Origin of the sequence: Alkalilacustris brevis, assembly GCF_003350345.1 — a bacterium.
In the GTDB taxonomy this organism is placed as follows: Bacteria; Pseudomonadota; Alphaproteobacteria; order Rhodobacterales; family Rhodobacteraceae; genus Alkalilacustris; species Alkalilacustris brevis.
The window spans coordinates 1-12368 of sequence record NZ_QNVJ01000062.1 but is presented as its reverse complement, the minus strand read 5'-3'; the positions used below and the strand labels follow the sequence as shown (position 1 = coordinate 12368).

General features: G+C 68.3%; 8 protein-coding genes. 6 read left to right on the top strand and 2 right to left on the bottom strand.

Annotated features, from left to right (window positions below):
- Positions 1–237: 237 nt before the first annotated feature.
- On the bottom strand, positions 238–1749 hold the full coding sequence (gene gatB / locus DQ229_RS09465) for an Asp-tRNA(Asn)/Glu-tRNA(Gln) amidotransferase subunit GatB (RefSeq protein WP_114966040.1): 1512 nt from the start codon (positions 1747–1749) through the stop codon (positions 238–240).
- Positions 1750–1949: 200 nt separating this feature from the next.
- Here gatB and DQ229_RS09460 point away from each other — a divergent pair, with 200 nt between their 5' ends.
- Positions 1950–2558, top strand: coding sequence for a transglycosylase SLT domain-containing protein (locus DQ229_RS09460; RefSeq protein WP_162300812.1), 609 nt, complete (start codon positions 1950–1952; stop codon positions 2556–2558).
- A gap of 136 nt (positions 2559–2694) precedes the next feature.
- Here the strand turns inward: DQ229_RS09460 and pepN are convergent, their stop codons facing one another.
- Positions 2695–5262 (bottom strand): aminopeptidase N, encoded by a 2568-nt coding sequence (gene pepN, locus DQ229_RS09455; protein WP_114966038.1) that lies wholly within the window; start codon positions 5260–5262, stop codon positions 2695–2697.
- A 203-nt stretch (positions 5263–5465) separates the two neighbouring features.
- On the opposite strand from pepN, the gene DQ229_RS09450 reads away from it, so the two are divergent.
- The 5 genes from DQ229_RS09450 to DQ229_RS09430 all read left to right on the top strand — a co-directional run bounded on the left by DQ229_RS09450 (position 5466) and on the right by DQ229_RS09430 (position 12131).
- Entirely contained in the window at positions 5466–7610 is a 2145-nt protein-coding gene (locus DQ229_RS09450) for a malate synthase G (protein WP_114966037.1), read from the top strand.
- 90 nt (positions 7611–7700) lie between these two features.
- Positions 7701–8354, top strand: coding sequence for a hypothetical protein (locus DQ229_RS09445; protein ID WP_114966036.1), 654 nt, complete (start codon positions 7701–7703; stop codon positions 8352–8354).
- A 94-nt stretch (positions 8355–8448) separates the two neighbouring features.
- The gene (locus tag DQ229_RS09440; protein ID WP_114966035.1) at positions 8449–9741 is read left to right on the top strand and encodes a PQQ-like beta-propeller repeat protein; all 1293 of its coding nucleotides are present in this window, start codon (positions 8449–8451) and stop codon (positions 9739–9741) included.
- A gap of 84 nt (positions 9742–9825) precedes the next feature.
- The gene (gene der, locus DQ229_RS09435; protein WP_114966034.1) at positions 9826–11322 is read left to right on the top strand and encodes a ribosome biogenesis GTPase Der; all 1497 of its coding nucleotides are present in this window, start codon (positions 9826–9828) and stop codon (positions 11320–11322) included.
- 8 nt (positions 11323–11330) lie between these two features.
- Positions 11331–12131 (top strand): heme-dependent oxidative N-demethylase family protein, encoded by an 801-nt coding sequence (locus DQ229_RS09430; protein WP_114966033.1) that lies wholly within the window; start codon positions 11331–11333, stop codon positions 12129–12131.
- The last annotated feature ends 237 nt before the right edge of the window (positions 12132–12368 follow it).

Sequence of the window (12368 nt, the reverse complement as noted above, 5' to 3'; positions counted from 1 at the left end):
TGCCATTCCGGGGGCTTACGCCGCCCCACCGGGGCGACGGTCCCCCTCCATCCCGGCAGGCGCATTTAAACCCATAACTTTTTGACAGGGCGTGAAATTTCCAGAAACCCTCGCCGGTTTCGCCGCCTCGAACATGCGCCTGCCCAGGCAGGCGCAGCCCTCCGCTCCACCGGTCCGTCATGCAGAGGTCGTTTCAGGCGATCTTGAATCGCGCCGCGCAACTCTGTGCCGCGCCGGTCAAAGCCCCAGCTTGGCGTTCACGATCTCGTTCACGGCCTTGGGGTTGGCCTTGCCGCCGGTGGCTTTCATCACCTGACCCACGAACCAGCCCGCCAGCTTGGGGTTGCTTTGCGCCTTTTCCACCTGCGCGGGGTTGGCGGCGATGATCTCGTCCACGGCGGCCTCGATGGCGCCGGTGTCGGTGACCTGTTTCATGCCGCGCGCCTCGACGATCTGCGCGGGGTCGCCGCCCCCGGTCCAGAGGATCTCGAACAAGTCCTTGGCGATCTTGCCGGAAATCTCGCCGCGCGCGATCAGGTCGAGCACCCCACCCAGCTGCGCGGCCGACACCGGGCTGTCGGCGATGGCCAGCCCCTCCTTGTTTAGTCGGCCGAACAACTCGTTGATGACCCAGTTGGCGGCCTGCTTGCCGTCGCGGCCCTTTGCCACCTCCTCGAAGAAGGCGGCATTCTCGACCTCGGCGGTGAGCACGCTTGCGTCGTAGTCGGTGACGCCGAACTCGCGGATATAGCGCGCCTTCCGCTCGTCGGGCAGTTCGGGCAGGCTGTCGCGGATGCTGTCCACCCAGTCCTGCTCGATCTCCAGCGGCAGCAGGTCGGGGCAGGGGAAATAGCGGTAATCATGCGCCTCTTCCTTGGAGCGCATGGAACGCGTCTCGCCCTTGTCGGGATCATAGAGGCGGGTTTCCTGCACCACCGCGCCACCGTCTTCCAGAATCGCGATCTGGCGGCGGGCCTCGTATTCGATGGCCTGCTGGATGAAGCGCATGGAGTTCATGTTCTTGATCTCGCAGCGGGTGCCGAGATGGCTGAAATCCTGGCTTTCCTGATATTTCTCATACTGGCCGGGGCGGCAGACCGACACGTTCACATCGGCGCGCAGGTTGCCGTTTTGCATGTTGCCGTCGCAGGTGCCCAGGTAGCGCAGGATCTGGCGCAGCTTGACGACATAGGCGGCGGCCTCTTCGGGGCCGCGGATGTCGGGGCGCGAGACGATTTCCATCAGCGCCACGCCGGTGCGGTTGAGGTCGACGAAGGACATGTTGGGGTCCATGTCGTGGATGGATTTGCCCGCATCCTGCTCGACATGGATACGCTCGATGCGCACGCGGCGGGCAACACCGGGGCCCATCTCGACCAGCACCTCGCCCTCGCCCACCAGCGGGTGATACAGCTGGCTGATCTGGTAGCCCTGCGGCAGGTCGGGGTAGAAATAGTTCTTGCGGTCGAAGGCCGAGCGCAGGTTGATCGCGGCCTTCAGGCCCAGCCCGGTGCGCACCGCCTGCTCGATGCAGAATTCGTTCAGCACCGGCAGCATCCCCGGCATGGCCGCGTCGATGAAGCTGACATTCGAGTTCGGCTCGGCCCCGAACTCGGTCGAGGCGCCCGAGAAAAGCTTGGCGCGGCTGGCGACCTGCGCGTGCACCTCCATCCCGATCACGAGTTCCCAGTCGTCGCGCGCGCCGGCGATGACCTTGGGGGCGGGGGGCGAGAAGGCGAGGTCGAGCATGGGCAGGGGCTCCGGTTTTTCTTGCCGCCGGGTTTAGGCCATGCCTGCCGGCACTGCAAGCGCGTGCTGGCGGGATGGTCTGGCGGGATGGGCGCGCGGATCTTCGCCGATCGTCGGGCGCCGGGGTTGCGCGAGCGGGCAAAGGCTGGCATCCGACCTGTTGCCGCGCGACTGGCGCGGTTTGCTGGATGTCCCATCAGATGAAACGCAAGCCTTTCACACTTGCCGCGGCATTCGGGCTCGCCCTGACGGTGGTTACCGCCTGCGCCAGCCCGGAAGCCAGCCGCGGCGTCACCGATACCGTTCCTGTGACCCAGTGGGATCACCGCCCCGAGGCGCAGGAATGGACAGTTTCGACCATGAGCGCGATCGCCGGCCATGGCCGCCCGCTGATCGAAACCCCGCTGGCCGATATCGATGTCTTCTGCCCGGGCTACGAGAACGCCACGGAAGAGGCACGGCAAGCCTTCTGGGTGGGGCTGTTCTCGGGGCTGGCGAAATATGAAAGCACCTGGAACCCGCGCGCGGCGGGTGCCGGCGGGCGCTATCGGGGGCTGTTGCAGATCTGGCCCACCACGGCGCGAAACCACGGCTGCCGCATCAATGAGGCGGGCGAGCTCTATGAGGGGCCGAAGAACCTGTCCTGCGCAGTGCGCATCGCCGCCGCCGCGGTCGAGCGTGACCGCGTGGTCGCGGGCGGCCCCGGCAACTGGGGCGGTGTGGCCGCCGACTGGCCGCCACTGCGCGACGCCGCCAAACGCGCCGAGATTGCCGGTTTCACCCGTTCGCAGAGTTACTGCCAGGGGTGATGCGGTGCGGGCGCGCCATGCGGCGCGCAAGAGCGGAAGGCCGCCCTGGCCGGGCGGCCTGCTGTTTCTCGGGGCCCGCGAAGGCGGGCCATTGCCTTCGGCGAGGATATTTTCATCACAGTGAAGGGGTGGGGGGTCAGCCGAGGATGCGGCTGGTCATTTCCGTCATGTCGCGGCTGAGGCCGGGGGTTTCGGCGATGCGCTTCAGTTCCGTGCGGATCATCTGCTGGCGCGCAGGGTCGAAACGGGCCCAGGTTTCGAACGCGGTGGAGAGGCGCGCGGCGGTCTGCGGGTTGACCGGGTCGAGCCGGATCAGCCAGTCGGCCAGCAGCCGGTAGCCGGCGCCCGAGGCGTGGTGAAACCCGGCCGTGTTGGCCGTGAGCGCCCCGAAGACGGCGCGGAAGCGATTGGGATTCTGCCAGGTGAAATCGGGGTGTCTCGACAGGTCTTCGGCGGTTTGCGCAGCCCGGGCGGGCGGGGCGTTGCGGACCCGGGCGCCGAACCATTTGTCGATCACCAGCCGGTCATGCGCCCATTGCCGGTAGAAGCGCGCGGCGGCCTCGTCGCCTGCGCCGATGTGCAGCAGGCAGTTCAGGGCGGCGAACTGTTCGGTCATGTTGCCGGCCTGGTCGAAAAGCCGCGCGGCGCGCGCGCCTCCGTCCAGGGCCGACAGCAGCGACAGGCAGGACAGCCGCAGCGCGCGGCGGCCTGCGTCGCGGGCCTCGGGGCTGTAGGGGCCGGGCGTGTCCATCGTGTCGTAAAGGGTGGCAAGGCGCGGCTCCAGATGCGCGGCCAGCGTTTGGCGCAGCTTTTCGCGTGCGGCGTGGATGGCGGCGGGATCGGGGGTGTGGCCGGCCTCGTGCAGGGCACGGGCGATGTCCTCTTCGTCGGGCAGGGCGAGCAGCCGCGCGCGATAGGCCGGATCGAGGCTGTCATCGGCGAGCACGGCCTCCATCGCGTCGAGCCAGGCGGGGCCGGGGGCGGCGTCGGCGCGGCTCATCTGCATGAGCAGGTTGCGGGCGAGGGCGCGCCCGGCCTCCCATTTGCTGAACGGGTCTGTGTCATGCGCCAGCAGGAAGGCTTGGCGTTCGGCGCTTTGCGCGTGTTGCAGGATCACCGGCGCGGAAAACCCGCGCAGCAGCGAGGGGACGGGGCGCGCGGGCAGACCCTCGAAGACGAAGCCTTGTTCGGGTGCGGCGAGTTCGAGCACCGCGCTGCGCATGATCTCGCGCCCGTCGGGCGCCAGCAGCCCCAGCGCGACGGGGATCAGCAGCGGCTCCTTGAGCGGTTGGCCCGGGGTGGGGGGTGTGTGCTGGCGCAGGGTCAGCGTGTAGGTGCCGCTGTCTTCTTCCCAGGTTTCATCGACATGCAGCCGCGGGGTTCCGGCCTGCACATACCAGCGCTTGAACTGCGACAGGTCGCGCCCTGTGGCATCGGCGAAAACCTGCAGCCAGTCCTCGATGGTGCAGGCCTGGCCATCGTGACGCTGGAAGTAGAGCTGCAGCGCCGCGTCATAGGCCTGCGCGCCGACCAGAAGGCGCAGCATCCGGATCAGTTCGGCGCCTTTTTCATAGACGGTGGCGGTATAGAAATTGTTGATCTCGACATAGCTGTCAGGGCGCACCGGATGGGCGAGCGGCCCGGTATCCTCGCGGAACTGGCGCGCGCGCAGGGCGATCACATCCTCGATGCGCTTGACCGCGCCCGAGCGCGTGTCGGCCGAGAATTGCTGATCGCGAAAGACGGTGAGCCCTTCCTTGAGGCACAGCTGGAACCAGTCGCGGCAGGTGATGCGGTTGCCGGTCCAGTTGTGGAAATACTCATGCGCGATGATGCGTTCGATATTGTCGTAGTCCGTGTCGGTGGCGGTTTCGGGGCTGGCCAGGACATATTTGGAGTTGAAGATGTTGAGGCCCTTGTTCTCCATCGCGCCCATGTTGAAATCATCCACCGCGACGATGTTGAACACGTCGAGGTCATAGGCGCGGCCATAGACCTCCTCGTCCCAGCGCATCGAGCGTTTGAGCGCGTCCATGGCATAGCCGCAGCGCCCTTCGTCGCCCTTGCGTACCCAGATGTTGAGCGCGACCTCGCGCCCCTCGCTGGTGGTGAAGCGGTCGGAATGCGCCACCAGATCGCCCGCGACCAGCGCGAATAGATAGGCTGGCTTGGGGTGCGGGTCGTCCCATTCGGCCCAGCCGGGGCCTTGCGCCACCGGGTTGCCGTTGGACAGCAGCACCGGCCGGTCGCTCTCGATCCGCACCCGGAAGGGGGCCATGACATCCGGGCGGTCGGGGTAGAAGGTGATCTTGCGGAAGCCTTCGGCCTCGCATTGGGTGCAATACATGCCTTTTGACATGTAGAGTCCTTCGAGCGCGGTGTTGCCTTCGGGGGCGATCTCGACCTCGGCCTCCCAGGTGAAGGGGCCGCGGGGCAGGGCCTCGGCGGGGAGGGTCAGGCCGGTTTCGTCGGGCCGGGCGGTGACGGGCGTGCCGTCCAGGGTGGCGTTGAGCAGGATCAGCCCCTCGCCATCGAGGCGCAGGGCCTGCCCCGGCACGGCGTCGGGGTTGGGCACGAATCGGACGCGCGATTGCACCTTGGTGGCTTTCGGGTCCAGGCGGAAGATCAGCGACACGCTCTCCACCAGAAAGGGGGGCGGGGTGTAATCGTCCAGATGGACCGCTTGCGGTGCGGCGTCTTTCATTCGGCCTCCGGAAAAAAACCGCGCGAGGCGGGCAATTGGCGTTGCCTGTGAGGGTAAGCGCGCCGGCGGGCGCGTGCAAGGCGCGCCCGTTTGCAGGTCGGCTGTTGCCTATCGGAAACTTTTTCCCCTAACTTGCACAAAATCGGAGATGCACAGGCGCAATCGCGCTGCAAGGGACGCGCAGCAAAGGAAGGGAAGAACAGATGCCGGATCGCGTTGACAGAGCGGGGCTTTCGGTGGATGCGGCGCTTGCCGGTTTCATCGAGGACGGGGCCTTACCGGGCAGCGGTGTGGGCCGCGAAACCTTCTGGCAGGCGCTGGCCGACCTGCTGCGTGGTTTCACGCCGCGCAATCGCGCGCTGCTCGAGCGGCGCCATGCGCTGCAGGAGCAGATCGACAACTGGCACCTGAAGCGCCGCGGCCAGCCCCATGACGCGGCAACCTATCGGGCGTTTCTGGAGGAGATTGGCTATCTTGTGCCCGAGGGGCCGGATTTCACCATCGAGACCGCCGATACCGACCCCGAGATCGCGCATCTGGCGGGGCCGCAACTGGTGGTGCCGGTGACCAATGCGCGCTATGCGCTCAATGCGGCGAATGCGCGCTGGGGCTCGCTTTATGACGCGCTTTACGGCACCGATGTGCTGGGGGCGCCGCCTGAACCGGGCGGCTATGACCCGGCGCGGGGCGCGCAGGTGATCGCGCGGGGGCGGGCGTTCCTGGATCAGGCGGCGCCGCTGGCGTCGGGCCGCCACGCTGATGCGCCGGCCTATCGCGTGGAAGGCGACGCGCTGGTGCCGGCGCTGCGCGACCCGGCGCAATTTGCCGGCTGGCGCGGCAGCCCGGAGGCGCCCGAGGCCATCGTGCTGCGCAACAACGGGCTGCACATAGTGCTCGAATTCGACCCGGAGCATTTCATTGGCCGCGATGACCCGGCGCATCTGTCCGATATCCGGCTCGAGGCCGCGATCTCGACGATCATGGATTGCGAGGATTCGGTGGCCTGCGTCGATGGTGCCGACAAGGCGCAGGCCTATGCCAACTGGCTTGGGCTGATGCGCGGCGATCTGGAGGAACGCTTCGACAAGGGCGGGCGGCAGATCACCCGGCGGCTCAACCCCGATCTGGAGTTCCAGGCACCGGGCGGGGGCGTGCTGCGGCTCAAGGGACGGTCGCTGATGCTGGTGCGCAATGTCGGGCACCTGATGACCACGCCGGCGGTGCTGGATGGCGCGGGCGACGAGGTGTTCGAAGGCCTGCTCGACGCGATGGTGACGGTGCTCTGCGCGCGCCACGATCTTGAGCGCGGCACCGGCCCGCGCAATTCCGAGACCGGCGCGGTCTATGTGGTCAAGCCCAAGATGCACGGCCCCGAAGAGGTGGCCTTTGCCAGCGAGGTCTTCGATTTCGTCGAGGATGCGCTGGGCCTGCCGCGCCACACCGTCAAGCTGGGCATCATGGACGAAGAGCGCCGCACCAGCGTCAACCTGCGCGAATGCATCCGCGCCGCGCGCCACCGGGTGGCCTTCATCAACACCGGCTTTCTGGATCGCACCGGCGACGAGATTCATACCAGCATGGAAGCCGGGCCGATGGTGCCCAAGGGCGAGATGAAGAATTCCGCCTGGATCAAGGCCTATGAGGATCGCAATGTCGATATCGGGCTGGCCTGCGGGCTGAAGGGGCGCGCGCAGATCGGCAAGGGGATGTGGGCGATGCCCGATCTCATGGCCGACATGCTGGAGCAGAAGATCGCCCATCCGCAGGCCGGGGCAAGCTGCGCCTGGGTGCCCAGCCCGACGGCGGCCACGCTGCACGTGCTGCATTACCATCAGGTCGATGTTGCCGCGCGGCAGGACGAGATTGCCCGCGGCGGCCCCCGCGGCACGCTCGAGGCGCTGCTGACGATCCCGCTGGCCGAGGGGCGCAACTGGGACGACGCCACGCTGGAGCGCGAGATCGAGAACAACGCGCAAGGCATCCTGGGCTATGTGGTGCGCTGGGTCGATCAGGGGGTGGGGTGCTCCAAGGTGCCCGATATCGACGATGTTGGCCTGATGGAGGACCGCGCCACCTGCCGCATCTCAAGCCAGATGCTGGCCAACTGGCTGCATCACGGCGTTGTCTCGCAGCCCCGTGTGATGGCGGCAATGCGCCGCATGGCCGAGGTGGTGGATCGCCAGAACGCCGCCGACCCGGCCTATCGCCCGATGGCGCCGGGGTTCGAGGGGCTGGCCTTCCAGGCGGCCTGCGATCTGGTGTTCAAGGGCCGCGTCCAGCCTTCGGGCTATACCGAGCCGGTGCTCCACGCCCGCAGGCTCGAGGTCAAGGCGGCGCGGGGCGGCTGAGCGCGCCGGCCCCGCCGCCGGGGCTTGGCAATCCGGTGGCCTTCAGAGTATGGAGGGGCAAACCGCGCCCGGAGCGCCCGAGGAGGGGCCATGAGCAATCCCGACAGTTTCATCAACGAGGTGAACGAAGAGGTCCGCCGCGACAGGCTCTTTGGCCTGTTCAAGCGCTATGGCTGGATCGCCGCGCTGGTGGTGCTGCTGGTCGTCGGCGGCGCGGCCTATAATGAATGGCGCAAGGCGCAGGACCGCGCCGAGGCCGAAGCCTTCGGCGATGCCGTCATCGCGGCGCTGGAAATCGACGCGCGCGAGGCCCGTGTGGCCGCGCTGGGCGCGATCGAGGCCGAAGGCGGGCGCGCGGCGGTGCTGCATCTTCTGAAAGCCGCCGAGGCCCAGGTGGCCGGCGACCGCGCGGCGGCCATTGCCGCGCTTTCCGTGCTTGAAGGCGACGCCAGCCTGCCTGCCACCTACCGCCAGATTGCCGCGCTCAAGCGCGTCGTCGTGGGCGGGGCCGAGATCCCGCTGGACGAGCGCGAGGCGGTGCTTGCGGGGCTGGCGCAGCCGGGGCAGGCGCTGCGGCCGCTCGCGCTGGAGCAGATGGCCCTTCTGCGCATCGAAGAGGGGGCGCCCGAAGCCGCGCTCGACATTCTGCGCGACCTTCTGGAAGAGGCCGATGTCACGCCGGGCTTGCGTCAGCGCGCCAGTCAGTTGATTGTGGCGCTTGAAGGTATTCACGGCACCGGCTGAGCGAAACCGGCCAACGGACAGGGCCATCGCCGGCCGGGCACGGCCGGAAAGTGACAGGGAAAAGGGGGCAAGGGCAGTGATACGGACCCGCAGCATGGGATTGATCGCCGGGCTTGCGCTGCTGATGGCCTGCGAGCGTGAGTTGATTCTCGAGGGCGAGCGGCTCGACCTGCGCGCGCTGACCGTCAGCGAACCCGCCGAGGTGGTCGCGGCGCGCGCGGCGCCGATCTCGCTGCCCTCGCCCGCAGCCAACAGCGACTGGACGCATCGCGGCGGAGATGTCAGCCACAGCATTCCGCACCCGGCGCTCTCGGGCAGCCTGACCCGTGTCTGGAGCGCGCCCATCGGCGCGGCCGAGTCGCGGCGCCAGCGCATCACCACCGATCCGGTGGTCGCAGGCGGGCGGATCTTCACGCTTGACAGTCAGGCCAGGGTCACGGCGACCAGCACCAATGGCGAAACCTTGTGGCAGCGCGATCTGGTGCCGTCCCATGCGCGGGCCGAACATGCCTCCGGCGGGGGGCTGGCCGTGGGCGCGGGGCGGCTTTTCGTGACCTCGGCCTTCGGCAGCCTTACGGCGCTCGACCCGGCGACGGGCGATGTAGCCTGGACCCAGCGCTTCGATGCGCCGGTAACCGCCCCGCCCGTGGTGGCGGGGCAGCGCGTCTATGTGGTGTCGAACGAAGGCGCGGCCTATGCCGTCGATGTCGAGAACGGGCGCCTGCAGTCGCGCATCGAGGGGCTGCCTTCGGCCTCGGCGGTGGCCGGGGGCGCGGCGCCGGCGCTCACCTCGCGGCTGGTGCTGCTGCCCTTTGCCTCGGGCGATCTGGTGGCCACGCTGCGCGACAGTGGCATAGAGGTCTGGCGCCAGCGCGTCGCCGGGCGCCGGCAGGGGCAGGCTTATGGCCTGGTCAGCGACATCACCGGCGATCCGGTGGTCGCGGGAAATACTGTGTTCATCGGCAACCATGCGGGCCGCGTGATGGCGTTGGACACCGATTCGGGCAGCCCGCGCTGGACCGCGCGCGAAGGGTCCAACGGCCCTGTCTGGCCAGTGGGCGGCAGCGTTTTCATGCTCAATGACCGGGGCGAGCTTGTGCGGCTCGACGGTGCCACGGGCGAACGGGTCTGGGCGGTCGAACTGCCCTATTACCTTGACGAGCGCGAGCGCCGCCGGGCCGAGATTGTCGCTCATCACGGGCCGGTGCTGGCGGGCGGGCGGCTGCTGGTGGCCTCGAATGACGGGCTCCTGCGCGGCTTCGACCCGGTTTCGGGCGAACTGATCGAACAGGTCGAGGTTCCGCGTGGTGCGACCACCAACCCTGTCGTGGCGGGGCAGACGCTTTACCTCGTCTCGACCGATGGCCGGCTGCACGCCTACCGCTGAGCGATTGCCACTGCCCTGAGGATGTGGCAGGGCAGATCGTCACCGGCCCTGCACACAGGGGCCGACTCTTCGGGGTTTGCTGCAATGAGTTTCACATTAGCGATTGTCGGGCGGCCCAATGTGGGCAAGTCGACGCTGTTCAACCGGCTGGTGGGCAAGCGGCTGGCGCTGGTCGATGACCAGCCCGGCGTCACCCGCGACCTGCGCGAGGGGGCCGCGCGCCTGGGCGATCTGCGTTTCACCGTGATCGACACCGCCGGGCTTGAAGAGGCCAGCGACGAAAGCCTGCAGGGCCGGATGCGGCGGCTGACCGAGCGCGCGGTGGACATGGCCGATATCTGCCTCTTTCTGATCGACGCGCGCGCCGGCGTGCTGCCCGCCGACCGGGTCTTTGCCGAGATCCTGCGCAAGCGCTCCGCGCATGTGATTCTAGGGGCCAACAAGGCCGAGGGCCGCGCTGCCGAGTCCGGGCTGCTGGAAGCCTATGAATTGGGCCTGGGCGAGCCGGTGGGCCTCTCGGCCGAGCATGGCGAGGGGATGGACGAGCTTTACCACATGCTCCGCCCGCTGGCCGCCAGCTTCGAGGCGCGCGCCGCCGCCGATGCGCCCGCGGTCGATGTCGATGTCGACAACGACCCGGAGGGCGAGGGCGTGACCGACGAGGAGGCCGCCGCCAGCGCCGCCGCCGCGCGCTTCGCCCCCAGCGAAAGCCGCCCCTTGCAGATTGCCGTGATCGGGCGGCCCAATGCCGGCAAGTCCACCCTGATCAACTCTATTTTGGGCGAGGACCGGCTGCTCACCGGCCCCGAGGCGGGCATCACCCGCGACGCGATTTCGCTGCGCAGCGCCTGGAATGGCACGCCGGTGCGCATTTTCGACACTGCCGGAATGCGCAAGAAGGCGCGCGTGCAGGACAAGGTCGAGAAACTCTCGGTCGCCGACGGGCTGCGCGCGGTGCGCTTCGCCGAGGTCGTGGTCGTGCTGCTAGATGCGCAGATCCCGTTTGAAAGCCAGGATCTGCGCATTGCCGATTTCGCCGAGGATGAAGGCCGCGCCGTGGTCGTCGCCGTCAACAAATGGGATCTCGAGGAAAACCGCCAGACCCGACTGCGCGAGCTGCGCGAAAGTTTCGAGCGGCTCCTGCCGCAGTTGCGCGGCGCGCCGCTGGTGACGGTTTCGGCGGTGACGGGCAAGGGGATCGATCGGCTGCACGACGCGATTCTGCGCGCGCATGAGGTCTGGAACCGCCGCATCACCACCGCGCGGCTCAACCAGTGGCTTGCCGGAATGGTGGCCGCGCATCCGCCACCGGCGCCCGGCGGGCGCCGGATCCGCTTGCGCTACATGACCCAGGTCAAGACCCGGCCGCCCGGTTTCGTGCTGATGTGTTCGCACCCCGAGGGCCTGCCCGAAGCCTACAAGCGGTATCTGATCAACGGGTTGCGCGAGGATTTCGACATGCCCGGCACACCGATCCGCCTGTTCGTGCGCAGCCAGGCCGACAAGAACCCCTACAAGGACCGCAAGAAACCCGGCCCCTCGAAGCTGCGCAAGCATCTGGGCAAGGGTCCGCGCGTCTGAACCTGGCGATGCCCCCGATCCTGCAATCCGCGCTGCCCTTCGCGCCCTGGGTCGCGCCACATCTGCGCCGGCTTCCGGGGATCCAGCCGCTCGAGCCGGGCGAGTGGTTGTTGGTCGACGATGCCTATGGCGCGCAGATGGCCGAGCGTGCGCGCCTGATCGCGACCCGCCCCGAGGCAGTGCACGCGCTGGCCCCCGAGGCCCGGCCCGCCGCGCAGGAACTGTTGGAGCAGGTCTTGCAGGCGCTGGCCGCGCGCGCGGATTTCGACCTGCAGCCGGGCCATGCGATCCGCCCCGACGGCGCGCGCGTGGACCTGGACCGCGATGCGCCGCTTTTCACGCTGGGGCAACTGGTGCAGGAGGATTTCTGCCTGCTCCAGCCCGGCCCCGAGGGCCATGTGCTGACCGGCGCGATCCTGTGCTTTCCCGCAAGCTGGACCCTGGCCGAGAAATTCCTGCGCCCGTTGGTGGCCATACACCAGCCCGTGCCCGAATATGATGCGGGAATCTCCGCGCGGGTGCAGCGGCTTTTCGATGCCATCCGCCCCGGGCAACCGCTCTGGCGCGCCAATGTGCTGGCCTATGCCGACCCGGCGCTGCACCACCCCAGGCGCGAATCCGACCCGCGCACGCCAGCGCAGGCGGCGGATTTCGTGCGCTCGGAAAAGCAAGGCCTGCTGCGTTTGCCTGAAAGCGGGGCGGTGGTGTTCTCGATCCACACGGTGGTGGTGCGGCGCGAAAGCCTGACGCCCGATCAGGCCCGCGCCCTGGCCGAGATGGAAGCCGGGCAGCCGCGGGAGGTCGGTTGATACGATCCGAAACCGCCGCGCCCGCCCGCTTGTCGGCGCAGCACAGCCTCTTCACTGTGATGAAAATATCCTCGCCGAAGGCCCCCGCCGGCCACAGGCGCGCGGCTTGAGAACAGTCCGCGACGTGGCGATACGGCCCTTCAGCCCTGCGCCCGGAACATGCCAGTGCTGCGCCCCCTGCGGCCCGGGGCCTTCGGCGAGGATATTTTTCTCACAGTGAAGGGTGGGGTGGGGCGC

Bases quoted from the DNA above. Each gene is read 5' to 3' on its own strand.
- DQ229_RS09440 (WP_114966035.1), top strand. From the start codon at position 8,449: ATGGGATTGATCGCCGGGCTTGCGCTGCTGATGGCCTGCGAGCGTGAG.
- gatB (WP_114966040.1), bottom strand. From the start codon at position 1,749: ATGCTCGACCTCGCCTTCTCGCCCCCCGCCCCCAAGGTCATCGCCGGC.
- DQ229_RS09460 (WP_162300812.1), top strand. From the start codon at position 1,950: ATGAAACGCAAGCCTTTCACACTTGCCGCGGCATTCGGGCTCGCCCTG.
- DQ229_RS09430 (WP_114966033.1), top strand. From the start codon at position 11,331: ATGCCCCCGATCCTGCAATCCGCGCTGCCCTTCGCGCCCTGGGTCGCG.
- der (WP_114966034.1), top strand. From the start codon at position 9,826: ATGAGTTTCACATTAGCGATTGTCGGGCGGCCCAATGTGGGCAAGTCG.
- pepN (WP_114966038.1), bottom strand. From the start codon at position 5,262: ATGAAAGACGCCGCACCGCAAGCGGTCCATCTGGACGATTACACCCCG.
- DQ229_RS09445 (WP_114966036.1), top strand. From the start codon at position 7,701: ATGAGCAATCCCGACAGTTTCATCAACGAGGTGAACGAAGAGGTCCGC.
- DQ229_RS09450 (WP_114966037.1), top strand. From the start codon at position 5,466: ATGCCGGATCGCGTTGACAGAGCGGGGCTTTCGGTGGATGCGGCGCTT.